At 63.0% G+C, this 23648-nt stretch carries 31 protein-coding genes and 1 pseudogene; 12 read left to right on the forward strand and 20 right to left on the reverse strand.

What is annotated here, in order from left to right; all coding sequences use genetic code 11:
- The first annotated feature begins 65 nt into the window (after positions 1-65).
- Together AC070A_RS10195 and AC070A_RS10200 are read left to right on the forward strand one after the other, a co-directional pair.
- Positions 66-650: a chloramphenicol phosphotransferase CPT family protein gene (locus AC070A_RS10195; protein ID WP_057247884.1), complete on the forward strand. Its 585-nt coding sequence runs from the start codon at positions 66-68 to the stop codon at positions 648-650.
- A 55-nt stretch (positions 651-705) separates the two neighbouring features.
- Positions 706-1296: an NAD(P)H-dependent oxidoreductase gene (locus AC070A_RS10200; protein WP_057247885.1), complete on the forward strand. Its 591-nt coding sequence runs from the start codon at positions 706-708 to the stop codon at positions 1294-1296.
- Positions 1297-1302: 6 nt separating this feature from the next.
- On the opposite strand, the gene AC070A_RS10205 is transcribed toward AC070A_RS10200, so the two are convergent.
- On the reverse strand, positions 1303-1785 hold the full coding sequence (locus AC070A_RS10205; RefSeq protein ID WP_057247886.1) for a MarR family winged helix-turn-helix transcriptional regulator: 483 nt from the start codon (positions 1783-1785) through the stop codon (positions 1303-1305).
- Positions 1786-1886: 101 nt separating this feature from the next.
- On the opposite strand from AC070A_RS10205, the gene AC070A_RS10210 reads away from it, so the two are divergent.
- The 4 genes from AC070A_RS10210 to AC070A_RS10225 all read left to right on the forward strand — a co-directional run bounded on the left by AC070A_RS10210 (position 1887) and on the right by AC070A_RS10225 (position 3881).
- Entirely contained in the window at positions 1887-2765 is an 879-nt protein-coding gene (locus AC070A_RS10210) for an EamA family transporter (RefSeq protein ID WP_057247887.1), read from the forward strand.
- Between the two features lie 64 nt (positions 2766-2829).
- The gene (locus AC070A_RS10215) at positions 2830-3108 is read left to right on the forward strand and encodes a sigma factor (protein ID WP_244495499.1); all 279 of its coding nucleotides are present in this window, start codon (positions 2830-2832) and stop codon (positions 3106-3108) included.
- A 38-nt stretch (positions 3109-3146) separates the two neighbouring features.
- Positions 3147-3461 carry a hypothetical protein gene (locus AC070A_RS10220; RefSeq protein ID WP_244495500.1) on the forward strand — a complete coding sequence of 105 codons (315 nt, stop codon included), beginning with the start codon at positions 3147-3149 and terminating at the stop codon, positions 3459-3461.
- A gap of 21 nt (positions 3462-3482) precedes the next feature.
- Positions 3483-3881: a VOC family protein gene (locus AC070A_RS10225; RefSeq protein ID WP_057247888.1), complete on the forward strand. Its 399-nt coding sequence runs from the start codon at positions 3483-3485 to the stop codon at positions 3879-3881.
- Between the two features lie 90 nt (positions 3882-3971).
- Here AC070A_RS10225 and AC070A_RS10230 read toward each other — a convergent pair whose 3' ends face one another.
- The 3 genes from AC070A_RS10230 to AC070A_RS10240 form a co-directional block, all read right to left on the reverse strand.
- Positions 3972-5225 (reverse strand): aminopeptidase, encoded by a 1254-nt coding sequence (locus AC070A_RS10230; protein ID WP_057247889.1) that lies wholly within the window; start codon positions 5223-5225, stop codon positions 3972-3974.
- An 88-nt stretch (positions 5226-5313) separates the two neighbouring features.
- Positions 5314-6192: an MBL fold metallo-hydrolase gene (locus AC070A_RS10235; protein ID WP_057247890.1), complete on the reverse strand. Its 879-nt coding sequence runs from the start codon at positions 6190-6192 to the stop codon at positions 5314-5316.
- 92 nt (positions 6193-6284) lie between these two features.
- Entirely contained in the window at positions 6285-6956 is a 672-nt protein-coding gene (locus AC070A_RS10240) for a glutathione S-transferase family protein (RefSeq protein WP_057247891.1), read from the reverse strand.
- 82 nt (positions 6957-7038) lie between these two features.
- Here AC070A_RS10240 and AC070A_RS10245 point away from each other — a divergent pair, with 82 nt between their 5' ends.
- Entirely contained in the window at positions 7039-7494 is a 456-nt protein-coding gene (locus AC070A_RS10245) for a MarR family winged helix-turn-helix transcriptional regulator (protein ID WP_057247892.1), read from the forward strand.
- 272 nt (positions 7495-7766) lie between these two features.
- On the opposite strand, the gene AC070A_RS10250 is transcribed toward AC070A_RS10245, so the two are convergent.
- From AC070A_RS10250 to tatA, 5 genes and pseudogenes are all read right to left on the reverse strand, one after another.
- A complete protein-coding gene (locus tag AC070A_RS10250; protein ID WP_082615695.1) occupies positions 7767-8354 on the reverse strand; it encodes a dual specificity protein phosphatase family protein in 588 nt (195 codons plus the stop codon).
- A 110-nt stretch (positions 8355-8464) separates the two neighbouring features.
- Positions 8465-8938 (reverse strand): Cys-tRNA(Pro) deacylase, encoded by a 474-nt coding sequence (gene ybaK / locus AC070A_RS10255; protein ID WP_057247893.1) that lies wholly within the window; start codon positions 8936-8938, stop codon positions 8465-8467.
- Between the two features lie 21 nt (positions 8939-8959).
- Positions 8960-9305, reverse strand: a pseudogene (locus tag AC070A_RS10260) (ArsC family reductase).
- A gap of 117 nt (positions 9306-9422) precedes the next feature.
- Positions 9423-10055: a YitT family protein gene (locus tag AC070A_RS10265; protein WP_057247895.1), complete on the reverse strand. Its 633-nt coding sequence runs from the start codon at positions 10053-10055 to the stop codon at positions 9423-9425.
- A 7-nt stretch (positions 10056-10062) separates the two neighbouring features.
- Entirely contained in the window at positions 10063-11232 is a 1170-nt protein-coding gene (tatA, locus tag AC070A_RS10270) for a tyrosine aminotransferase (RefSeq protein ID WP_057247896.1), read from the reverse strand.
- 209 nt (positions 11233-11441) lie between these two features.
- Between tatA and AC070A_RS10275 the strand changes: the two genes are divergently transcribed.
- Positions 11442-11924 carry an Lrp/AsnC family transcriptional regulator gene (locus AC070A_RS10275; protein WP_057247897.1) on the forward strand — a complete coding sequence of 161 codons (483 nt, stop codon included), beginning with the start codon at positions 11442-11444 and terminating at the stop codon, positions 11922-11924.
- 43 nt (positions 11925-11967) lie between these two features.
- On the opposite strand, the gene AC070A_RS10280 is transcribed toward AC070A_RS10275, so the two are convergent.
- On the reverse strand, positions 11968-13026 hold the full coding sequence (locus tag AC070A_RS10280; protein ID WP_057247898.1) for a succinylglutamate desuccinylase/aspartoacylase family protein: 1059 nt from the start codon (positions 13024-13026) through the stop codon (positions 11968-11970).
- 276 nt (positions 13027-13302) lie between these two features.
- Here AC070A_RS10280 and AC070A_RS10285 point away from each other — a divergent pair, with 276 nt between their 5' ends.
- Entirely contained in the window at positions 13303-13929 is a 627-nt protein-coding gene (locus AC070A_RS10285; RefSeq protein ID WP_113479338.1) for a glutathione S-transferase family protein, read from the forward strand.
- 105 nt (positions 13930-14034) lie between these two features.
- Here AC070A_RS10285 and AC070A_RS10290 read toward each other — a convergent pair whose 3' ends face one another.
- The 5 genes from AC070A_RS10290 to AC070A_RS10310 all read right to left on the reverse strand — a co-directional run bounded on the left by AC070A_RS10290 (position 14035) and on the right by AC070A_RS10310 (position 17412).
- A complete protein-coding gene (locus AC070A_RS10290) occupies positions 14035-14946 on the reverse strand; it encodes an alpha/beta fold hydrolase (RefSeq protein ID WP_113479339.1) in 912 nt (303 codons plus the stop codon).
- Positions 14947-15161: 215 nt separating this feature from the next.
- Complete coding sequence (locus tag AC070A_RS10295; protein WP_057247901.1) at positions 15162-15575, reverse strand: GFA family protein; 414 nt, start codon at positions 15573-15575, stop codon at positions 15162-15164.
- Between the two features lie 123 nt (positions 15576-15698).
- A complete protein-coding gene (locus AC070A_RS10300) occupies positions 15699-16166 on the reverse strand; it encodes an SRPBCC family protein (protein ID WP_058324578.1) in 468 nt (155 codons plus the stop codon).
- Positions 16163-16492, reverse strand: a complete 330-nt coding sequence (locus AC070A_RS10305; RefSeq protein ID WP_057248239.1) for an ArsR/SmtB family transcription factor — start codon at positions 16490-16492, stop codon at positions 16163-16165. The genes AC070A_RS10300 and AC070A_RS10305 overlap by 4 nt, the downstream gene beginning before the upstream one ends.
- 161 nt (positions 16493-16653) lie before the next feature.
- Positions 16654-17412, reverse strand: coding sequence for an alpha/beta fold hydrolase (locus tag AC070A_RS10310; protein WP_057247903.1), 759 nt, complete (start codon positions 17410-17412; stop codon positions 16654-16656).
- Positions 17413-17561: 149 nt separating this feature from the next.
- On the opposite strand from AC070A_RS10310, the gene AC070A_RS10315 reads away from it, so the two are divergent.
- Positions 17562-18008, forward strand: coding sequence for a MarR family winged helix-turn-helix transcriptional regulator (locus AC070A_RS10315; RefSeq protein ID WP_057247904.1), 447 nt, complete (start codon positions 17562-17564; stop codon positions 18006-18008).
- 36 nt (positions 18009-18044) lie between these two features.
- Here the strand turns inward: AC070A_RS10315 and AC070A_RS10320 are convergent, their stop codons facing one another.
- Entirely contained in the window at positions 18045-19007 is a 963-nt protein-coding gene (locus AC070A_RS10320) for a LysR family transcriptional regulator (RefSeq protein ID WP_057247905.1), read from the reverse strand.
- Positions 19008-19119: 112 nt separating this feature from the next.
- On the opposite strand from AC070A_RS10320, the gene AC070A_RS10325 reads away from it, so the two are divergent.
- Entirely contained in the window at positions 19120-19545 is a 426-nt protein-coding gene (locus AC070A_RS10325) for a DoxX family protein (RefSeq protein ID WP_057247906.1), read from the forward strand.
- A gap of 134 nt (positions 19546-19679) precedes the next feature.
- A complete protein-coding gene (locus AC070A_RS10330) occupies positions 19680-20024 on the forward strand; it encodes a nuclear transport factor 2 family protein (RefSeq protein ID WP_309140256.1) in 345 nt (114 codons plus the stop codon).
- Between the two features lie 42 nt (positions 20025-20066).
- Here the strand turns inward: AC070A_RS10330 and AC070A_RS10335 are convergent, their stop codons facing one another.
- The 4 genes from AC070A_RS10335 to AC070A_RS10350 form a co-directional block, all read right to left on the reverse strand.
- Positions 20067-20810 (reverse strand): class I SAM-dependent methyltransferase, encoded by a 744-nt coding sequence (locus AC070A_RS10335; RefSeq protein WP_057247908.1) that lies wholly within the window; start codon positions 20808-20810, stop codon positions 20067-20069.
- Positions 20811-20822: 12 nt separating this feature from the next.
- Entirely contained in the window at positions 20823-22385 is a 1563-nt protein-coding gene (gene guaA / locus AC070A_RS10340) for a glutamine-hydrolyzing GMP synthase (protein ID WP_113479340.1), read from the reverse strand.
- A gap of 160 nt (positions 22386-22545) precedes the next feature.
- Complete coding sequence (locus tag AC070A_RS10345; RefSeq protein ID WP_057247910.1) at positions 22546-23184, reverse strand: 5'-methylthioadenosine/S-adenosylhomocysteine nucleosidase; 639 nt, start codon at positions 23182-23184, stop codon at positions 22546-22548.
- Complete coding sequence (locus AC070A_RS10350) at positions 23181-23633, reverse strand: PaaI family thioesterase (protein ID WP_057247911.1); 453 nt, start codon at positions 23631-23633, stop codon at positions 23181-23183. The genes AC070A_RS10345 and AC070A_RS10350 overlap by 4 nt, the downstream gene beginning before the upstream one ends.
- Positions 23634-23648: the final 15 nt, after the last annotated feature.

The following is a 23648-nucleotide window of genomic DNA, read 5'->3' on the forward strand; positions in this document are numbered from 1 at the left end:
TTTCATCCTGCTGTCACGGAGGTGGCATAACGCCAGCGTTCGCTCCCTCGGAGATTGAGTCGGATATGGTCGAACGAGCCAAGATCATCTTCATCCATGGTGCCTCCAGCAGCGGCAAATCCACGCTGGCGCGCGCGGTCCAGGCGCAGATCGGCGAACCGTTCTGGCACGTCTCGATCGACCATCTGCGCGACTCGGGCATGCTGCCGATGGAAAGATTTCGGCGCGGAGATTTTCGCTGGAGGGACCATCGTGCCCGTTTCTTCGAAGGGTTCCATCGCTCGCTGGTTGCCTATGCTTCGGCCGGCAACAATCTCCTGCTGGAGCATATTCTCGAGGAGCCCGGCTGGGCGGCTGAGCTGGCGGTGATGTTCGAGCCCTTCGATGTCTTCTTTGTCGCGCTTCACTGTGAGCTTGCGGAACTCGTGCGACGAGAAACGCTTCGGGCCGATCGACCAATTGGCAGCGCCGCAGACGACTTTCACCGCATTCATGAGGGGCAGCGCTACGACCTTCAGCTTCATTCGCGAGACGCGGCCGAAGACAACGCGGCTAAGCTCATCTCCGCCTGGACGTTGCGCCGGTCGCCATCCGTCTTCGATGAACTCGCTCTCAAGGCTCGATCGAAAAAGGCCGTTCCGCCTCGTTAGCCGGGCAAAAGCTTGCCTTCGTTTTCGGCCCCAGCCTACGAATGAGGAACAACAGATGCATATTCTGCTCGTGCTTGCTCACCCGCTCGAAGACAGTTTTGCCGCGAACGTGGCGCGTGAAGCGCGTGCTGCTTTGGAGGCGAGCGGCCATTCCGTCGACCTGCTCGATCTCTATCGCGAGGATTTCGATCCGCGCCTGAGCATGGCGGAGCGCGGCAGCTATTTCACCGACGCCTATGATCGATCGGCAGCCGCCGACTGGATAAAGCGGCTGCAGGCAGCCGATGGCATGGTCCTTGTCTTTCCGCAATGGTGGTTCAATTTCCCGGCGATCCTCAAGGGGTTCTTCGACCGGGTCTTCGCACCGGGCGTCGCCTTCGACAACGACCCGGCCGGAGGCCGCATCATCCCGCGCCTCCACAACATCAAGGTCTTCTGGGCGCTGACCACGACAGGTTCGCCCTGGTGGGTGGTGCACCTCTATATGGGCAATCCGGTGAAGCGGCTGCTGAAACGCGGCATCGCCGCCTTTTGCGCCAAGAGGCTGAATTTCCGCATGCTCAGCCTGCACGACATGGACAGGGCGACTGACGCCAAACGCAAGGCGCACCTGGCGCGTGTCCGTCGGCTCGTCGCCCGTATCTAGCCGCAGCTACTCGAAAGCCGCGAGATACTTGCGCAGCAGCCCATCAAGCGTCGCGCGTTCCTCCGGCGAGAGCTCTGAAACGACGCGATGCTGGTTCGCCACATGGGCGGTTGCCGCTTCGTCGACGCGGCGCAGCCCTTCGTCCGTCAGGGCGATGATGACGCTGCGCCGGTCCTCTGGATTGGCGATCCGCTCGACCAGTCCCGCCTTCTCCAGCTGGTCGATGCGGTTGGTCATGGTTCCGGAGCTGACCATGGTCGTATCCAGAAGTTCGCCGGGCGAGAGCCGATAGGGTGCGCCGGAGCGGCGCAGTGTTGCCAGCACGTCGAAGCTCGAGGCCGAGAGGCCGCGTTCGGAAAACGACTTCTCGATTTCCCGGGCGATATGGGTCGAAACCCGTGACAGACGGCCAAGCAGGCCCATGGCCGACACGTCGAGATCCGGCCGTTCCCGGTGCCACTGGGCCAATATCCTGTCAACGCGATCCATCCGAAGCCTCCATCGTTTCGCCAGCTATAGGGTATCTTGACGTAGAGATAAACTATGGTAGCCTCGATTTATCTTGATATAGAGATTCTTGAGATAAAGATATGAGCAGGAACCGTAACGTCGATCTCGCCTTGACCGCACTCGCGCCGGCCATCTGGGGCAGCACTTACCTCGTAACGACCGAGTTTCTGCCATCGGGCTATCCGTTTACGGTCGCCATGCTGCGCGCGCTGCCAGCCGGGCTTCTCCTGTTGCTCATCGTCCGGCGCCTCCCTGAAGGCATCTGGTGGCCGCGTACCTTTATCCTGGGCGCTCTCAACTTCTCCTTCTTCTGGGCGATGCTGTTCGTCTCTGCTTACAGGCTACCGGGCGGCGTCGCCGCAACGGTAGGCGCCGTCCAGCCGCTGATCGTCATCCTACTGTCGCGCGTCTTTCTCGGCTCGCCGATCCGCGTACTCAGTGTTGTTGCCGGTCTGGCCGGCATTGCCGGCGTCGCCCTCCTGGTGCTGACGCCCGGCGCCGTGCTCGATCCGCTCGGCGTTCTTGCTGGCCTCGCCGGTGCCGTCTCCATGGCCTTTGGCACGGTGCTGAGCCGTCATTGGGCGCCACCGGTGCCGCCGCTCACCTTCACCGCCTGGCAATTGGCGGCGGGTGGTCTGCTGCTCGTGCCGGTGGCGCTGTTCTTCGAGCCGTCGCTACCGCCGCTGACCACGGCCAACGTCCTCGGGCTTGCCTATCTCGGCCTGATCGGCGCCGCCTTCACCTATCTGCTCTGGTTCCGCGGCCTGTCGCGCCTCGAACCGTCAGCCGTATCGCCGCTCGGCTTCCTGAGCCCGGTCGTTGCCATCCTGCTCGGCTGGGGCGTGCTTGGCGAGCATCTGACGTCGGTCCAGGCCCTCGGTATCCTCGTCGTCTTCGCCAGTGTCTGGCTCAGCCAGCGCGCACAATTGATGCCGAAGGTACGACCGGCCCGCGCCTGAGCGTGGTCTTGCAACCATAGGGCAAGCGCTTCACATTGCCGGGAACCTCAATCCCTGAGCCCTGATGACCGAGCACCTGACGCCGGCGCACTATTTCGATCTCCTCCGCTTCGCCAAGCGCCAGACCCGCCGTGCGGCCGAAGCGGAGGATTTGCTGCATGAAGCGTTGATCGTGGCGCTCAAGGCAAAGCGCTTCCCCACGTTGGTGATCGCGCCTGGTTCCGCGGTGTCATTCGCAAGCTCGCCGCGATGCAGGCGCGCACGGCCGCTCGTCGTCTTCGGCGCGAGCGACAGGCGCCTGAGCCGGAAACGCAGGGCGCGGCGGCGTCGAGCGATCCTCTAAGCTTTGCGGCCACGCTCGCGCCCAGTCTCAGGATCGTGATGCTGCTCGCCATTGCGGGTCATAACCGACTGGAGATCCGCCATCTCCTCAAGATTTCCGACGAGGCGCTGCGTCAGCGCATCCTGCTGCTGCGCCGAGCCTGGCGCGATGCCGGCCACCTCGAGACCAATCTGGAACTGACCGGGCTGCGTTATCCGCTGGATAGCGGCCGCATCCGCCAGGCGCTCCTGCCGGTGACGCGCAGCGGCCGTGCCGCCTTTGCTAGCCACGATCCCGATGGTCACCTCTTCGCGGTCAATTTTTCTTTGCGTGCGTCTCACGAAACGGCGGCCGGCGGCAACAAGCCGGTGTAACCAACAGAAAGGGAGCAACCAATGCTGTCGAAACCACGTATCGGAGCCATCTGCTACTACGTCTCTGATATCATCCGGACGGAAGCCTTCTATCGCGATGTGCTTGGTCTTGAGGTGCAGCGGATGGATGACGATGAAGCCGGCGTCTGGCTGATGGCCACCATCGAAAGCAATGTCGAGCTGATCTTCTTTGTCGCCGAAAGCAAGCCCGGCAATTCACCGATCGTCGTCTTCGATCTCGCCGAGGGTGGCATCGACGATGTGGTCGGTGGACTTGCCGAAAAGGGCACCACGATCGTCACGCCGGTGAGCCACGCGCCAGGCGGCTGGTCGGCGGAATTCGCCGATCCAGATGGCCACGTGCTGTCGCTCTACCAGTCGGCGGAGATGCCGCGTCTGAAACGCGTTGCCAACGGCTGACGGGGTCAACTCTCCAAAGGAAAGGCCGCCGCATTTTTAGCGACGGCCACCGAAACTTTCAGAATGCCCGAGTCGGGGGAGAAGCCGTGATCAGGCCCACTCGCCCTTCCGCATGACCGGAACGCGGCTGCCGTCGGCGCGCACGCCGTCGATGTCCACCTCACCCGAGCCGATCATCCAGTCGATATGGATCAAGCTTGAATTGCCGCCCTGGGCGCGGATCTGTTCCGGCGTCAGCTTGGCATCGTCGACGAAGCAGCCGGAATAGCACTGGCCGAGCGCGATGTGGCAGGAGGCGTTTTCATCGAACAGCGTGTTGTAGAAGAGGATACCGCTTGCCGAGATCGGCGAGGAATGCGGCACCAGCGCCACTTCGCCAAGCCGGCGTGCACCCTCATCTGTGTCGAGCACCTTGTTCAGCACCTCTTCGCCGCGCGAGGCCTTCGCCTCGACGATGCGGCCGCCTTCGAAGCGCACCTGGATATTGTCGATCAGCGTTCCCTGGTGCGACAGCGGCTTGGTCGAGGAGACATGGCCCTCGACGCGCAGCGCATGCGGCGTCGTGAACACTTCTTCGGTCGGGATGTTCGGGTTGCAGGTAACGCCGTTCTTGGCTTCCGACGCGCCGCCGCACCACAGATGACCATCGGCCAAGCCCACGGTCAGGTCGGTGCCGGGGCCGGTGAAGTGCAGTGCTGCGAAACGCTCGCCATTCAGCCAGGCCGAGCGCCGGGCAAGATTGGCATTGTGCTCTTTCCAGGCCGCAACCGGATCGGCGACATCGACGCGCGAGGCGGCGAAAATGGCGTTCGCAAGCTTCTCGACGGCAACGTCTTCCGGATCGTTCGGGAAGACGAGCTTTGCCCAGGACGGGTTCGGGTAGGAAACGATGTTCCAGTTGATGTCGAAGTTCGAGATCTTTTCGAGCGCCGGCTTGTAGGCGATCGAGTTCGCCTTGTTGGCGCGCGCGACCTTGGCCGGGTCCTGCGCCGACAGCATCATCGGATTGTCGCCGGAGATTGCGAGGCGCGCCGCACCGCCGGCAAAGGCCTTGGCCATGCCGTCGAAGAGCCAGTCGCTCGCCCGGTCGAAGCTTTCGTCGGGAGCGTAGGCATAGCGCGAAAGCGTCGTGTCTTCATCGGAGTAGAGTGTCGTCACCAGTCCGGCACCCGCCTTGTAGGCGTGCTTGGTGATGAGGCGGACGAGTGGCATTGCCGCCACCGGCGCGGTCATCACCAGGTCCTGGCCGCGCTGGAGCTGCAGGCCGACCTGGATCGCGACTTCCGCAAGCTTGTCGAGTTTCACCGGATCGATGGGAGTGGGCGTATTGGCGGGATAGGTCATGATCTGCCTGTCTATTGAATCGGAAGAAGAAGATTTAGAGCGCTTTGCGGCGAAAATGAAGGCTGAACGCCAGAGCTTCGTCCGGTGATCAGCGTGCCGCGCGGGCAGCCCGCACCCGTTCGACATTGCTCCGGTGCACCGCCTCGTAGGGTTCGAAATAGAGGATCGCGCCTGAGGCGATCTCCTCGGCGGCGAAATCCTTGAGCGTGCCGATAGGGGCGCCGGTCGCGATCGCATCGGTCAGCCGTTCGATGTAGAGGCGATTGGCATCGATGAGCTCCGGCCCGTAGCCGCCATCAGCTATCCTCTGGCGGTCGCCGTGAGCAGGCAGGATCCTTTCGATCGGCCATTGCCGCAGGCGCACGAGTTCGGCGACATGCGTCGCCGTCTGGTCAGCCTCGCTGATATAGGTCGTTGTATCCTCGAGCGTATCGCCGGCAAGCAGCAATTTTTCCTCGGGGAGCCAGATGACGTTGCCGTCGGCACTGTGGATGGCGAAGTGGTGCAGCTCGACTCGACGTTCGCCGACAGTGAGCGCGAGCGTCCGTTCGAACAGCCGGTTCGGCATGACGAGGGGCCGGATCGGTGGCGTCGCTGTTTCGATCTTTTCGCGGTTTTCGTGAAGTCTCTCCGCCGTCAGCTTCAGCGCGATGATCTCGCAATCGGCAAAGACAGCGTTTCCGGCGACATGGTCCTTGTGCCAATGGCTGAGCACCACGCGGATCGAGGTGACGCCGAGGCTTTCGAGGTGATTGCGGATCGCCCGGGCATGGTCGAGCGAGATATGCGTGTCATAGACCAGCGCCTCGCGGCCATCGACGATGGCATAGGAGGCGACGCCCAGTTCATAGGCGCCGTCGTCGAGCCAGTTCGGCGCCTCCGAATGAAGCCGTACGCCAGCGACACGCCCGTCGTAATAGGCAAAGACGCCGGGGTAGGGCTCCAGGATCGTCAAGGTCGAAGTCATGTCCGTCACGTTGCGCTCCTCCAGCAGGGCTTGGGCACTGTCATAGGGCAGTCCCAAGCCAAACTGAAGGACGACATGATAGACTTATCGGCCTACGCCTGCCGGGCGTTGAGCAGATAGGCGTCGTGATCCCTGAGGAACACCATCAGCCGCTCGCCGTAATCGGCCGTCACCGCCGCTTTGACGCTCGGTCGCTCGGAGAGCGCCTTGCGCCAGACACGGACGCGATCGAGCCCGTCGAAGATGCCGTGATCGGCGAGTGTGTCGAAAAGATCGAAATAGCGGAAGATCGGCGCGAAGACCGCATCGACCAGTGAAAAGCCGGCGCCGGCGAAATAAGGGCCGTCGCGCAATGCCGCCTCGATGGTCGCAAACTTGCTGGCGAGCGCCTTGCGCTTCTGCTCGTAGGTTTCCTGGTCCTTGGCAGTCTCGAAGCCCCAGAGATCCGAAAGGATCTTCGAACCAAACTCCATCCAGCCGCGATGCCGGGCGCGCTCCAGCGCATCTTCAGGGTGAAGCTTCGGGCCGGCTTGGCTTTCCTCGACGTACTCGGCGATAACGGAGCTTTCGAACAGCACGGCTTCGCCGCCTTGCTGCGGCACCTGCAGCAGCGGCACCTTGCCGAGCGGTGAGATCTTCAGGAACCAGTCGGGCTTGGCCTTGAGGTCGATATAGGTCCGCTCGAACCGAACGCCTTTTTCGTCGAGCGCGATCGACGCACGTTGCACATAGGGGCAGAGGTGGTGGCTGACGAGGGTAAGCATGGCAGTCTCCCGGTTGAACAAGTAGATGCATTTGCATGTATGTGGGCTTGATTCGATTTTCAAGATGGATGTAATTGCATCTATGACCACTGAGACAAGAAACGACGGAAAGCGTCCCGAACCGGAAACCACGGAAGCCTGGATCGGGTTGATGCGCGCGCGTGAGCGCGTGCTTGCGCGGATCGAGGCCGATTTCAAGGCTTCAGGCTTGCCGCCGCTCGGCTGGTACGACGTGTTGTGGGAGCTGGTTCAAGCGGAAGGTGGTCGTCTGCGTCCCTTCGAGATCGAGGCGCGCACGCTGCTTGCGCAATACAATCTCTCGCGCCTGATCGATCGGCTGGTGAAGGAAGGCCTGGTCCGCCGCGAAGCCTTCGACGCCGACGGACGCGGCCAATGGGTAGTGATCACGCAGGCGGGCCGGGTGATGCGCGAACGCATGTGGCAGACATATGGCCCATCGATCGAGGCCCATGTCGGCGCGAGACTGACCGAAGCAGAGGCGCGGCAACTGGCGGCGCTGCTGGCGAAGCTCAGGTAGGGCGTTTCAAGCGTGCAACGGCTTCGCGTCTTCGCAATGCCAGGTAATCGGACTGCCGCCTGTGCGCAAGTTTGCCCCTCACCCTAGCCCTCTCCCCGCAGGCGGGGAGAGAGGACGTGCCCCGCTCGCAACGCTGTCGAACGGAGACACTGTGAGGAGGAAATCGAGGGAGATACTTGCTGTTGAGGTGAGCGGTTGTCGCGAGTCTCCTTCGCCCCGCCTGCGGGGAGAAGGTGGCCGGCAGGCCGGATGAGGGGCAGCAAGCGCCGTCCTCAACTATTGAGACCAAAAGATTTTTCGAGGGCTTCCCAGGTTTCGTCCATGGCAAACGTGCCCGAGAGATAGGGGAGCGCGACATGGCCATAGAGCGGCGAAAGCTGCCACTCGGCCGTCTCCTCGTCGACGCCGGCGATCTGTTGCAGGTAGATCGTCGAGACGAGCCCGGTGCGGTCGGCGCCGGCCTTGCAGTGGATCAAGAGCGGCTTCGGCGCGTCCCGGAGGATCGCCATCAGCGCGTCGGTTTCCTTGGCGTCGATCTCCGCCGAGGCGGACATGGGAAAGTTGATGAGCCGGATACCGTTGCGCTCGGCGGCAGCAACCTCGTCGCGGTACCAGCGCTCATTCGGTTTCTCGCCACGCAGGTTGAGAATGGTGCGGATACCGTAGCCCTTGGAATAGGCGGCGATCGCCTCAGGGCTTGGCTGCGCCGAACGATAGACCTCACCAGCGACGAGCGTGTGGAAGTTGCCGGTCCATTGCAGGCCGACGAGATAGAGCGCCAAGGCTGCACCAAGCGCACCCGTGACGACGACGAGGCGTTTCAAAAGACGCTTCGCGGTGAGAAACCCTGCAGATGCCATGAGACAGACCCGACGCCGTTCGTGAGCGGACGTGCATGCGAAAGTTGCACAGTTTCATCCCGCTTCTGCGGCACGTATAAGGCATCTGCGATATTTTGATGGCGGGCGTTTCAGGCGATCAGCGCTGCCGCGATCGCCTTCAGTGCGGCCTGTGCGTCGCGCGGCGCGAGCCGGACCTGCAGCCCGCGCTGGCCGCCATTGATATAGACCTCAGCCTCGGCAAGCGCTGCCTCCTCGATCGCCGTCGGCACGAGCTTTTTCTGGCCGAACGGGCTGATGCCGCCGACATGGTAGCCGGTCAGCCGTTCGGCATCGGCCGGCTTCATCATGGCGGCCGACTTGCCGCCAAAGGCGCTAGCAAGCTTCTTCATGCTGACTTCGCGGTCGGAGGGCACGACGCAGCAGACCGGCTTACCGTCCACTTCTGCCATCAGGGTCTTCAGCACCCGGCTCGGATCTTCGCCGAGCGCTTCCGCCGCCTGCAGGCCGACGCGCTCGGCACTGGGATCGTAGTCATAGCTGTGCACGCTGAAGGCGACGCCGGCCTTCGAAAGCATCTGCGTGGCGCGCGTGGTCTTCGACATCGTTTGGCTCCGGCTCAGGTGCTACAGCGCGGCCTCGTAGAGGTCAGGCTTGAAGCCGATCAAGAGATTGCCGTCGGCCTCGAGCACCGGGCGCTTGATCATCGAGGGCTGCGCCAGCATCAGCGCAATTGCCTTTTCCTGGTCAAGGTCCTGTTTGTCGGCGTCGTCGAGCTTGCGGAAGGTCGTGCCCGGCGCGGTTCAGCACCGTTTCCCACCCGGCTTCCTTGCACCAGCGTTCGAGGTGCGGGCGGTCGATCCCCTCGGCCTTGTAGTCGTGAAAGCGATAGTCAATGCCCCGGCCTTCGAGCCAGGTGCGCGCTTTCTTCATCGTGTCGCAGTTCTTGATGCCGTAGATCGTAACCGTCATTCCATGCCCCAACATCGTCGTGAGCAACTCCGGGAAACCATCCGGAATCGCACAATTTCAAAGCGTGGCAGGAGTGATAGCGTCCCGGCGAGCCCGAGGGAAGACGCCGACCTTGCTTCAGGTCACGCCGGCGTAGCGGCCCGGCCTGTGGTTGATCGCCAGCGTCATGTTGACGACGGCCGCACCCACGACCGAAAGCACGAGGTTTGCGGGTGGCAGCACGAAGTAGGCGGCGGCAAGGATGGCGAGATCGACCGCGAGCTGGAAGTAACCGGCGCGGACGCCGAACTTTTCCTGAAGATAGATCGCTACGATGTTGATGCCGCCGAGCCCGGTGCGATGGCGGAAGAGGATGAGCAGGCCCGTGCCCATCAGTCCGCCGCCGACAACCGCCGCATAGATGGGATCGAGCCGGGCGATCTCTACCCACCCGGCCGTTAGCCGCGAAAACAGCGAGACGAGGCTGACGGCGATGAAGGTGCGCAGCGCAAACATCCAGCCGAGCCGTTTGACCGCCAAAATGTAGAAGGGCAGGTTGACGAGGGAGAAGACCAGCCAGAACTCGGCGCCGGTCGCATATTGCAGGAGCAGCGCCAGGCCCGATGTGCTGCCGCTCAAGAGCATCGCCTTGCTGTAGATGATGACGCCGAGCGACATGATCAGCGTGCCCATGAGAATCGCCAGCGCATCCTCATAGAGGCGATGGCGTTCTACCGGGGCTTCGGACACGTCGATACTGCGCTCGGCCATCTTATCCTCAGAGGCTTTTGAACTTGGCGATGACGCCCTCGACTTCGGCCGTCTTCAGGCCGGCGATGTTGATGCGGCCGGAGCCGGGCATGTAGATGCCGTGCTCGTTGCGGAGCCGCATGACATCGGCCTCTGTGAGTGGCAGCAGCGAGAACATGCCTTCCTGGCTGGCGACCGCGCCGAGCGCCTGCCAGCGATCGCGCAGGCCCTCGGCCAGCGCCCGTCGGATGTTGGTGATACGCAACCGCATGGTTTCGAGTTCTTCCTTCCAGTCGCGCTTAAGGTCGGCGTCGGAAAGGATCAAACGCACGATGGCGGCGCCATGATCCGGCGGCATCGAATAGCTGGTGCGCGCGAGGCCGGCGAGGTTGGAGCGGACCGTATCGGCCGAGGAGGACGAGGTCGTCACCGCGAAGATCGCGCCGGCGCGCTCGCGATAGAGGCCGAAGGACTTGGAGCAGGAGACGGCAACCAGCGCCTCGGGCACGACGCCGATCAGGTGGCGAAGGCCGGCGACATCCTCGTCGAGGCCACGGCCGAAACCCTGATAGGCGAGATCGACGAGCGGCAGTAGGCTGCGCTCGGCGATGACGGCGGCAAGCTCCATCCACTGTGCTTCGGTAATCACGCCGCCGCTCGGGTTGTGGCAGCTCGCATGCAGCAATACGGCGTCGCCGGCAGAGGCTCCCTGCAGCGCGGTGATCATGTTGTCGAAGAGCACCGTCTGTGTTGGTACATCGAAGAACGGGTAGCCGGCGGGTTCAAGGCCGGCCGTCTTGAAGATGCTCGCATGGTTCGGCCAGCTCGGCAGGCCGATCCAGATGCGCTTGCCGCCCATCTGATGGATGAGGTCGGCCGCGAGCCTGAGAGCGCCGGACCCCCCCGGCGTCTGCACGCCGGCAATGTGGCTGCGATCGATGGTATCGCCGCCGACCAGCGTCCAGAGATGATCGATAAAGACGAGGTCGCCTTCCGGGCCGACATAGGCCTTGCTGTCCTGGGTTTCGAGCAACCGCTTCTCGGCCGCCTTGACGGCGCGGAAGATCGGCGTGTGGCCGGTTTCGTCGCGGTAGACGCCGACGCCGAGATCGACCTTTCCGGGGCGCTCGTCCTTGCGGTAGAGCCCGATCAGGGCGAGCAACGGATCGTCGGGTTGGCGGGTCAGTGCGTCGAACATGCCGGAAAATCCCCCTTGAGTGGCAGCGATGCGTTATCGGTCGAGAATGCCTGCCGGCCGCCGTTCCTCCGGCTTGCCCTGCGACTTCCTTCTTAAGTCAGGATCAGCGCAAAATCGATGCGATTTTTGCCGCAGAAGCAATATCGACAGCGTGCTATTTGCGCAAAACTCTGCAATTGATTTGCTGATTTGCGCGTTGGAGCTTGGTTATGGTTGAAAAGGTGGCGATGGAGCTGGATCAGGTCGACCGACGCATCATCCGTCTGCTCGTCGAGGATGCGTCGTTGAGCAACAACGAGCTCGCGGCCCGGGTCGGTCTCTCGCCGGCGCCACTGTCGCGCCGCCTCGCCAGGCTCTATGCGACGGGCGTCATCCGCCAGCAGGTCGTGGTCGATCCGAAGGCGGCCGGTGTCGGCTTCCAGGCTTTCGTCGAAGTGACGCTGGAGCGCACCGCAAGCAAGGTCGGTCACCGTTTCATCGAGTTGGTCTCGCGCATGCCGGAGGTGGTGGAATGCCACACGGTCGCCGGCGACTTCGATTTTCTCCTGAAGATCGCGGTGCGCGACGTCGCCGACTACAAGCGCCTGCTATGGAGCGAGTTCGAACAGATTGCCGAGATCAAGACGCTGCGCTCGACCATCCTTCTCGATAGCCCGAAGATGACGGCCGCCACCTTGGGTGACGGCCGCTGAATGAGCCGATTGGGGATGGCTTCGCGCGTTCTCGGGATTGCGCTTAGGCTTCGAGCGGTCCCGGCTTGCGCAGGGCGTTGGAGGGCTGAGCGCAGGCGATCTTCATCAGGTCCGAACGTCGGCGTGCAAGGCGGGTCGAGACGCGGGTGACGATCAGCCCATCCTGCGGCGCGCGCACGTCGAGCGAGCCGTCGAGCCGGCCGGGACGGGTGAGAATGGTCGCGAGCAGGTCACCGGCCTTTACGCTTTCGCCGATGTCGCGATGAAACAGGATGGCGCCCGCCTCCGGCGCGCGGATCATCTCGATGTTGTCGAGGGGCGCGACGATGCCAGAGAACGGCGCGATCGCCTCTTCGTCACCGGTAACGACGCCACGGGCGACGAGGAAGCGGAAGACACCCTCTGCGTCCTTACGGGCAAGCTCCGGATAGACGTCGCGCGTGCCGCGAAGCTCGACCGTGACCGAGAGGCGTCCGGGAAGACGCGCCTTCTTCTGCCCGGTCTCATACTTCCAGGCATAGGCGACAGCCTCCTCGAAGGCGGAACTTTCGCCGTCCGAGAGGAAGACCGCTTCCATGTCGAGCGCAGAAGCGAGGTCGCCCGCCTCCGGCCAGAAGGCGTCGTCGATATAGGCGTATTGCAGCGCCTCGTCGTCGCAGTGAAGGTCGAGCATCAGGTCGGCGCCGAGCGCCATATGCAGCAGCTGGCGCTTCAACCGGTCGGTCGCCGAATAGCGATCGAGATCCTCGATGAGGTAGTCCCGGTCGGCAAGCGAGATCAGCGGAAAATCGCGGTTGAAGTTGGTGCGTGAGCCGAGGTCGAAGCGGCCCTGCAACTCGCCGAAATGCGATTGCGCCGTGCCGATCGGGTTCGCCTGCGGTACGACTGTGATGTCGCCGAGGATGGCGCCGTCTTTTTCTGCCTGCTGCAATCTTTGCAGAAGGAAATGCGCCAGCGCCGTGCCCGGCAGCTCGTTGGCGTGCAGCGCCGCCTGGATATAGGTCTTCGGTGCCGCGGCATTCCTGCCCTTGAAGCGGTAGACAGGCAGGCGCCATTCGATGCCGGACGTATCGCCGGCGATGATGATTTCGGAAATGTCCATGGGCTCCTCCCGTATCGTTTTGTTGGTGGCGCTTATCGGCATTCCAACGGCGCTCCGCAAGTCGCTAAGAACCGGGGTGCGGAATCGGGTTGCGCCGAAGTCGCTCTGGCTTTGACCGCCGGGGAAGGCCTATTGTTCCCAGAAACCGCTACAGCGCCGCGCGTCTTATGAGACGCGCAAAGGTCGCTGTAGCACTTTGAAGTGCTGCATGTTTTTGTCCTTATAATCGGCGACGATTAAAGGAAACATGCAGCGGCACAGGCAGGAGACGGCAAAATGATCCTGATCGGCCAATACGACTCTCCGTTCGTTCGTCGCGTGGGCATCGCGCTCACGCTCTACGGTATCCCCTTCGAACACCGCCCCTGGTCGTCCTTCGGCAACGCCGACGAGATTCGCGCCCACAATCCGCTGACGCGCGTGCCGACCCTGGTGCTGGACGATGGGCTGGCGCTCACCGACAGCCACATCATCCTCGACTATCTCGATAGCCTCGTTTCCGACGATCAGGTCATGTTCCCGCGAACCGAGCCGGCACGACATCGGGCACTCCGGATCGCCACGCTCGCCACCGGCCTTGGCGACAAGGCGGTCAGCCTGTTTTACGAGAAACGCCTGCACGGTGAGGTCTCGGCGCTCTGGGTCGATCGCTGCCGCCGCCAGATCGAGGAAACGCTCGGCGTGCTCGAGGCGAGCCGTGCGCAAGGCCAGAGCGAATACTGGCTCTCGGAGCGCATCGGTCATGTCGATATCGTCGTTGCGGTCGTCCTGCGGTTCCTTAACGACGTGCATGCCGATCTTGTGGCGATCTCGAACTACCCTCATCTGCAGGCACATGCGCAGAAGCTGGAAGCGCTCCCGGTGTTCCAGACGATCAGCCAGCCTTTCATTCCGCCGGCTTGAGGCTTCGGCGCGATCCGGCGAGCGGCAAAGTGCAGCAATGCCGCGCGTCGGAGAGGACGCGCGGCGATCTCGATCGGCAATGCTGGCTGGCTTCAGGCGCTCCGGCTACTCGGCATCGAGGAAGCTGCGGATCGCTTTCACCGTGGCCCCTGGTTGCTCCTCTATCAGCCAGTGGCCGGATGCCGGAATGACCACTCCCGTGACGTTTTCGGCAGCCGCGCTGGCAACGACGGCCATCGTGGGGCCGAAGGATTTTTCGCCGCCAACGGCCAGAACCGGCATGCCGAGTTTGCCTTGCTTCAGGAGGGCCTGGTTGTCGGTCGCGTCCTGGTCGAAGGCTGCGAACTGGGCGAAACCGGCGCGCATCGCCCCCGGCTGGGCATAGAGCTTGGCGTAGTGTTCGCGCGATGCTTCGTCCCACTTCTTCGGGTCGGCGGAGAATTCGTTCCAGAAGCGATCGAGATAGATGCGCTCGCGGCCGGCAACCAGGCGCTCCATGTCAGGCCCGCCAAAACGGAAGTGCCAGAGCAGCGGGTTCTTGAGGATCTCTTCCCAAGGGCCGATGCCGGGAAGCGGCGCATCCATGAGCACAAGTTTTGTCGTCCGGGACGGGTACTGCGCGGCAAATTGGTAGCCGACCATGTTGCCGATGTCGTGCGCGACAACGTCGACTTTTTCCGCCTTCAAGGCGTCGAGCACGCCGGCGATATCCTTTGCTTCGTTCTTCTTGTCGTAGCCGGTTGCCGGTTTCTCAGAGAGCCCCATGCCCCTGAGGTCGGGCACGATGACGCGGTGGTTGCGGGCAAGCTCGGCGGCAAGCGGCGCCCACATGTCGCCGGTCTCGCCATAGCCGTGCAGCAGCACGACAGTTGGCCCGGACCCGCCGATGCGGACGTGAAGGGTGGTGCCGTTGGTGGCGATGTCCTGGGTGGTGAAGGTCGCCGGATAGGGCTGAACGTCGGCCAGGGCCGGGGCGGCAAGGGCGATGGCTGCGCCGGCAATGAGGGAACGGAGCATTCTGTCTCTCCTGTTTGTCGGTATGTGCCAAAAGGCGTTTCGATAAGCAGAAAATGACATTGGATAGTTGTTCGAACTAGTAGCCGAAAAGCGGAGTTATTGTTCGCCTTTGCCGAACGCTGTGCGGTCTTGTTCGCGTTCCCGCCGGGGTAGCGACCAGATGAGTGTGGGCGGGCACTCCAAGGCCCGCCCTGCGAAACCTTCCGTTGCCGATCCTAAGCCGGCGGCATGGTCTCGAATTTGGTCAGGGCCGGATCGAGATGGTCCCAGGCATGGCCGCGTATGCCGTAGGTCACGACCTGAGGCTTGTAGCGGCTGGGATCGTCGAGGCTTGCCGCGCGAACACTGAAGAACTCCGGCATGGCCGAGAAGGTCATGTAGACGGGTGAGCCGCAGGTGGGACAGAAGCCGCGCGTCTTCACATGGCCACTATCGGCGACCATGTCCCAGTGCGTCGCTTCACCTTCGAGCTTCACCCCGTCGCGGCGGAACGTCATATGTGAACCATGCCCGGTTCCGCTCTCCTGCTGGCAGTCGCGGCACTGGCAGTCGTTGGAGAAAACCGGTTCTCCGGAGATTTCGTAGCGGATCGCACCGCAGGCGCATCCGCCGATATAGGACTTGCTCATACATTCCTCCTGTTTCGGGCACGGCAAAGCCTGGCGCGCGGCCGTAAGGGCGACGCCGACCATTCTCTTTGCTCGTTCGGGTTGGTGAGGTGCCGGATTGCCGTGACGATCCGGCTTTAGCATTTAGTGCTGTTCGTCGGTGACAGAGCCGAGGCGCGACAGGACCTTCGTCCAGCCCTCGCTCATGTTCTTGTAGGCGCTGTCGTTCTTCGGCGTGACGAAGCCGGAATGCACAAGGCGAAGACGGGTGCCGTTGTCGACCTTTGCCAGCGTCCAGGTGACGACCGTATCGAGGCGGGAGCCGTAGCCGGTATTGCCCTCGTGCCCGCCCTGCCAGGAGTAGACGAAGCGCTCATGCGGACGCACCTCCAGCACCTGGCAACGGATCGTCCCGTCCCAGGCGCCGGCCGGCGTCGTCTGGAAGGTGAAATGCGTGCCCTCCACGGGTTGAAAGCCCGTCGGCGGCATGATCCATCGGCCCATCAGGTCGCCGTTGGTCAGCGTCTTCCAGATCGTCTCGGGCGTATGCGGAAACACCTCGTCGACGACGATGTCTTGCGTCTCGGACTTCAGAACTGCTGCGTCGGTCATGGATCAATCTCCTTGAGAAGTGTGCGTAGGTCGGCAAAGCGCTCGCGCCAGAAGGTGCCGTAGTGGCTCATCCAGTCGACGAGCGGCGCCAGGCCTTCGGGCTCGGCGCGGTAATAGACGTTGCGGCCCTCCGGACGCTCGGCGACGAGACCCGCCTGCTTCAGCGATTTGAGGTGCTGGGAAATCGCGCCCTGCGTCACGCCGCTGCCGCGGGTGAGCTCGACCACGGTGATTTCCTCGGCATTGGCGATGCGCTCGAAGACGGCGCGCCTTGTCGGGTCGGCAAGGGCGCGCATGACGGCGGTGATGGGGGCGGTTTCAATCATCATGGCTAAATCATTAGTGTAGGCTGATTGATTAGTCAACGCTATTTGTTTCGCCCGGCGCTCCTGAAACGATAAGGCTGTCGTCCGAGTTTGGGTTCGAGACGAGAAAAAGGGGCGCCACCCAAGGTGCGCCCCTTTGTATTGTTGTCGGTTGAGGTTGCTTATTCGCTGGCTTGAGCGGCCTGTTCGATAAGCGCTGCGACGGCATCGGGCTTCGAGACGTAGACGGCGTGGCTGCCGGATGTTTCGACGACGGTGGAGCCGGCGCGTTTTGCCATCTGGCGCTGGGCGGCCGGCGGGATCATGTGGTCGTCGGTGGCGACCAGATAGAAGCTCGGCTTTTCCTTCCAGGCCGGCGCGGTGACGGCACCGGCTGCCGCTTCCACGCCCCACGGCACCTGGGAGTCGGCCATGAAGGCTGCAATCTCGGGATCGACGTCGGCCGCGAAGGCGGCGGCGAACTTCGCCTTGTCGAGCGCCAGGAAACCATCGACCGGCGGCAGGATCGGCGGAACGGAGGCGCCGGCCGGCGGGTTGGCGATCAGCGTGGAAACGGACTCGCCCTTATCCGGCGCGAAGGCGGCGATATAGACGACGGACTTCACCTTTTCGTCGGTACCGGCTTCCGAGACGACCACGCCGCCATAGGAATGACCGACGAGTACGACCGGGCCATCCTGTGCGGCGATCGCGCGCTTGGTGACGGCAACGTCGTCTGCAAGCGACAGGGTCGGGTTCTGGACGATGGTGACGTTGTAGCCGTCCTTCTTGAGGATGTTGTAGACGCCCTGCCAGCCGGAGCCATCGACGAAGCCGCCGTGAACGAGCACGACATTCTTGGTGGCGGGGGCGGCCTCAGCCGGTGTGAGCGCGCTTGCGGAGAGGGCGAAAGCGGCGGCAGTGATGAGGGTCTTGATCATTTTCGGGTCTCCTTGGTTGAGTTGGTTTCCGCGAAAATCGTTATCGCGATAATCATCGTATACGCCGACTCGATTTCGTTGTAAAGATACTTTTTATCGCGATATTGATTTTCGCAGCACAAGGTTCGAACTGCGCCAAGGAGACTACGATGTCTGATGCACCCACCCTGCCACTGGACAGCCAGCTCTGTTTTTCGATCTATTCGGCGTCGATCGCCATCAACCGCGTCTACAAGCCCATGCTCGATGCGCTGGGTGTGACCTACACGCAGTATCTCGTCCTGAGTACGCTTTGGGAAAAGGACGGCCTGACGATCTCGGCGATCGCCGATCGGCTGAGCCTTGAATCCAGCACCATTACGCCGGCGGTCAAGCGGTTGGAGGCCGCCGGTTTCGTCGGCCGGCATCGCAGCATGGTCGACGAACGCCTGGTCGAGGTTCACCTCACCGCCAAGGGTCGGGATCTCCACGTGAAGACCGGATGCTTGACGGCCTCCCTGCTGGAGCATTCGGGTTTCACCGTACCGGAGATGATCGATCTGAACGAAAGGGTCCAGAAGTTGCGCAACGGAATGCGGGACGCAGCCAAGGCGTAGAGGCGGGCGAGCATTGCGACGCGGTTGGGCGCCGGGCTATGTCTGCTTTCTTCGCTGGTGCGGTCGTTTCCAGCCCATCACCGCTTCCGCGCTCCAACCCGCATCCGTCAGCCCGGCGATCAGGAAATCAGCCAGGGCAGAGACCTTGGCGGGTCGCGCGCGGGCCGTCGGCGTCACGAAGTACAGTCCGCCTTCCGGTAGACGCCAGTCGGTGAGAACAGGTTCCAACCGTCCGTCCGGAAAATACTGGGTGGCGATGAACTCGGGGAGCTCGGTCATCGCCAGCCCTTCGAGTACTGTCGGCAGCAAGGCCTCCGCGCTCGTCCCTCGCAGCAACCCCCTGGGCGCAACCGCCACTTCCTCGCCGGTCTCGTGATGGGTGAAGCGCCAGACGTCCCGTTTCGCCCGGTTGGCGTAGCTCAGACACTGGTGGGCGATAAGGTCGTGCGGGTGCTGCGGGCGGCCATTTGTTTCAAGGTAAGCCGGCGAAGCGACGACGAACCGTTGGACAGGTGCGATCAGCCGCGCGACGAGCGATGAATCCTCCAGCACGGCGATGCGCAGCGCAGCGTCGAAGCCATCGCCGATGAGGTCCGTCTGCGCATCGGTCAAGTGAAGGTCGACTGCAATCTCGGGGTAGCGCCGAAAGAATTCCGGCAGAAGGGGAGCGACCCAGCGCGTGCCGAAGGACAGCGGCGCCGCTAGCTTCACCAGCCCTCGCGGACGGCTGGCGGCCTCGCGCGCCAGGTCCTCCGCCTCTTCGGCATCCGCGAAGATCCTGGACGCCCGTTCGGCCAGCATGTGGCCGTAGTCGGTCAGGGCAAGTCGGCGCGATGTTCTATTGAGCAGACGACCGCCAAGTCGCTCTTCGAGACGGGTGACGGCGCGCGATACGGTTGCGACCGAAACCCCCATCGTCCGTGCCGCCGCAGCGAAGGAACGCTCCTCCGCCACCTTGGCAAACATCGCCAGCGCTTCGAAATCGGGCAGCTTGGACATCGACAATTCTGCAATGATGACTTTCAATCACTTCTATTTCGAAAAGAGCGGAGTTGCAACATCATGGCCTGGTCCGCAACGAATTGCGAAGTCCACGTCAAGGAGACGTTCAATGTCTGCGACCCGTTATCTTCCCTTTGTCGGCCGGCTGCTGATCGGCCTTCCCTTCGCCATGAGTGGTTTCAGCAAACTCGGCGCCTACAGCGCCACGACCGGCATGATCGATGCCGTCGGGCTGCCTTTTCCACCGCTGGCCTTCACCGTGGCAGTGCTTGTCGAGCTTGGTGGAGGTCTGCTTCTCATTGCCGGCTATCGCACCCGCTCCGTGGCGGCTGCTCTCGCGCTGTTCTCCCTCGCAACGGCCTTCTCGTTTCATAGCAATTTCGCCGATCAGAACCAGATGATCCATTTCCTCAAGAACGTCATGATGGCGGGTGGGCTTCTTCAGATCGCTGCATTCGGCGCCGGTGCTTTCAGCATCGACAATCGGCACCAGGCCGGCGAGCCGGGCACAGGCGCGGCGGTTGCCGCCCATTAGTCAGCCAATGCCGGATCGGCGGATGTTGCCACCGGGCTGAGCGATCCAGACCTGACCCTGTGCCCTGTCCTCACGCTTCCGGCAATCGGCCCGACCCCAACCGGAGAAATGTGATGTCTTTCCCCGTTTCGACCTTGTTGCTTCGCAACCTCCACGACGTGTTCGGTGAGATTGACGCTGAGCGCCGGCGTGCCGCGATCGACGAGATCTTCCATGAAGACGCCGTGTTCTATGACCCCAATGGCGGTATCTTCCGCGGCCGCGACGAGATTGATCGGATCGCGGGCGTGATCAAGGCCACACATCCCGACTTTCAATACCAGCCGATCGCCCCAGCTGAGGAAATAGGCAATGGCGGCCGGGTCCGGTGGGTGTCAGGCAGTCCCGGCAAAACAGCGGCCTATGCCGGGACCGATTTCATCATCGCCCGGGATGGCAAGATCGCCGCCGTCTATCTCTTTTTTGATGCGCTTGCATAGATCAGACGCATCGCGATCGCTTTCCGGGCACCGGGCAAGCGGCTATCTCAGCCGGCCGATCGGAATGATCTCGGGCGCGGAAGTTTCGAACGAACTGCCGTCCCAGCCGCCGAGCCACTGTTCGACGACGAGCCCGGCCTCGTCCATCATCGCGACGAGGTCTTCATGGGAAGGGAAGGCGATTTTCGACTGGGCCGCGTAAGTGCGTCCGTCGGCTGCGATCCGATAGAAAGTTCCGTATTCCACGATACCCGTCGCCGGATCATGCTGCACGTCGTTCCAGGCGAGAACCTGGCCTAGGACCGGATGAACGATGTCCCGTTCGGATTCGGCCGCGGTCCACTCCCGCCATTCTTCGACCAGCGGATTGCGGCTGTCGAAAATGAAGCGCCCGTCGGGAGCCAGATGCGCTGCGATGGTCTTGAGTGCGGCGAGCTGATCCTCCCTGGTCAGGAAGACCTGGAAGGCATGGCCGCTGAGCAGCACCATATCGAAGGTCTCGTCGAGGCGGATGGTCCGCCCGTCGCCCTCGACCCAACGCACCCGGTCGCCGCCGGGTCGTGACCTCGCGACATCGAGCATCGCGGCCGCCGGATCGACGCCGACGACCCGTTTGCCACTCACAGCAAGAGCAGCAGCCAACAGGCCGGTGCCGCACCCCAGATCGAGGATCGAGGTGCGCCCAGCGGCCATGGTCTTCAGATATTCGGAATCAGCGGTCCAGCCGTTCTCGATGTCGTAGAACTCTACAAGGCTTGGATCGCTATAGAGCTTGTCTGACGGCATCGAGATGACTGCTTATTCCCACTCGATCGTGCCCGGCGGCTTCGAGGTGACGTCGTAGACGACACGGTTGATGCCGCGGACCTCGTTGATGATGCGCGTTGCCGCGCGGCCGAGGAATTCCATGTCGTAGTGGTAGAAGTCGGCCGTCATGCCGTCGACCGAGGTGACGGCACGCAGCGCACAGACGAACTCATAGGTGCGGCCGTCGCCCATGACACCGACGGTCTGCACCGGCAGAAGCACGGCAAACGCTTGCCAGATGGCGTCGTAGAGGCCGGCCTTGCGGATCTCGTCGAGATAGATCGCATCAGCCTCGCGCAGGATCTCGAGCTTCTCGCGGCTGATGCCGCCCGGGCAGCGGATGGCAAGGCCCGGGCCCGGGAAGGGGTGGCGGCCGATGAAGCTGTCGGGCAGGCCGAGCTCGCGGCCGAGCACGCGGACTTCGTCCTTGAACAGTTCGCGCAGCGGCTCGACGAGCTGCATATTCATGCGCTCCGGCAGGCCGCCGACATTGTGGTGCGACTTGATCGTCACCGACGGGCCGCCGGTAAACGAGACGCTTTCGATCACATCGGGATAGAGCGTGCCCTGGGCAAGGAAGTCCGCGCCGCCGAGCTTCTTCGCCTCTTCCTCGAACACTTCGATGAACAGGCGGCCGATGATCTTGCGCTTGGTCTCGGGGTCGCTGACGCCTTCGAGTTCGCCGATGAAGCGGTCGGACGCGTCGACGTGCAGGAGGTGCAGGTTGTAATGCTCCTCGAACATCGCAACGACGTTCTTCGCCTCGTCCTTGCGCATCAGGCCGTGGTCGACGAGGATGCAGGTGAGTTGGTCGCCGACAGCCTCATGGATGAGGAGTGCCGCGACCGAGCTGTCGACGCCGCCCGAAAGCGCGCAGATCACCTTCTTGTCACCGACCTGGTTGCAGATCGCCTCGACCGCCTTGGCGCGGTAGGCCGACATCGACCAGTCGCCCTTGATGCCGGCGATCTTGTGCACGAAGTTGGCAATCAGCTTGGCCCCGTCGGGGGTGTGCACCACTTCGGGGTGGAACTGCACGGCGTAATATTTGCGCTTCTCGTCGGCGATGAAGGCGAAGGGCGCGTTGGCCGAGGTCGCGACGACCTCGAAGCCCTCGGGGATCGCGGTGACGCGGTCGCCATGCGACATCCAGACCTGGTGGCGCGAGCCGACGGACCAGAGGCCTTCAAACAGCGGGCAGTCCTTTTCGACTTCCAGGAAGGCGCGGCCGAATTCGCGGTGATGTCCGCTCTCGACCTTGCCGCCAAGCTGGGCGCACATGGTCTGCTGGCCATAGCAGATGCCGAAGACCGGCAGGCCGGAATCGAAGATAACCGAGGCCGCGCGCGGCGAGCCGATGTCGAGCGTCGAGGCGGGGCTGCCGGAGAGAATGACGGCCTTCGGCTTCAGCTGGCGGAAGCCTTCCTCCGCCGACTGGAACGGCACGATTTCGCAATAGACACCGGTTTCGCGCACGCGCCGGGCGATGAGCTGCGTCACCTGGCTGCCGAAATCGACGATGAGGACGGTATCGGGATGGGCTGTCTGGGTCATTGGGGGCCTTCAAACAAGCTTGATCATGGCGAGCCTTTAATGAAAGGCCGTCATCAGCGCAACGATTCAATTGCACCCCGACAATTCCGGGGTTTCAGAGCGGGATGAGGAAAAGTGTGTGCGGTTTTCCGACCGCATCCCGCTCTGACTTACGATCACATTAGAGCCGGATCGCGCCGCTTGAGATCGCATTCTCCAACCGGTCGATCACGGCTGCAAGCTTCTCGTCGATGACGTGCAAATATTCCGTCCAGTCGCTGACGTGCTTGAGCTCGGCCTTGCCGTCGGAAATGCCGCGAAGCGCAATTAGCGGAACCCCGAAGGACTGGCAGGCGCGCAGGACCGCAAAGGTCTCCATCTCCACCATGTCGGCGTCGATCGTCTCGTACGCCGCGCCCGAGACGATGTTGGCGCCGGTCGAAAGCCGGGCCTCCGGCACGCCGGGAATCCTGAGCGGCAGCGGCACCGCGGCCGGCAGGTCGAGAAACGGCGTTGCGCCCTTCTCGAAGCCGAGCGGCGAGGCATCCATGTCGCGATAGCCGACGGAAACGGCCTGGTAGACCTCCGTCTGTTCCAGCCTGGCGGCACCGGCGGACCCGAGCGAAACGACCAGATCGGGCAGGGCTCGCTCCGCGGCGAGCTCCGCGAGCGTTCGCGTCAGCACCACGGCGGCCTCGACCGGGCCGACGCCGGTCATCAGCGGTTTGATCCGCTGCTTGAGGTGCGTCCCGTATTCGGCATCCACGGCCATGACGTAGAGAACCCTGCGTCCGGCAACGGTTTTGACGGCAAAACTCATCCTTCGATCCCCTGGCGTCCGCGTACCACCATCATCGTCCCGGTCATCGAGGCGATCAGCTTCGCCGGCCCATCGGCGCGGATCGCGTAGCCGCGCCCGTCGGAGACGATGATCGTCGAGCCGGGTTTGGTCACTTCACCGCGAAACAGGAAACGCTCGCCGCGCCCCGGCGAAAGCAGGTTGACCTTGAACTCGATCGTCAGGATCGAGGCATCCGGGTCGATCACCGAATAGGCGGCATAGGTGCCGGCCGAATCCAGCGCCGCCGAGATCACGCCCGCATGCAGGAAGCCATGCTGCTGCGTCAGCTTGTCGTCGAACGGCAGTTCGATCTCGACCGTGCCCTGTTCAACGAGCGTCAGTTCGGCGCCGACCGTGCGCATTGCCGCCTGCCGCGCGAAACTCTCACGGATGCGCTTTCGGAAATCGGGGGGATCACGGTCGTCCATCAGTCCACATGGCCT

The organism is Ensifer sp. GW101-20A05 (genome assembly GCF_059424735.1).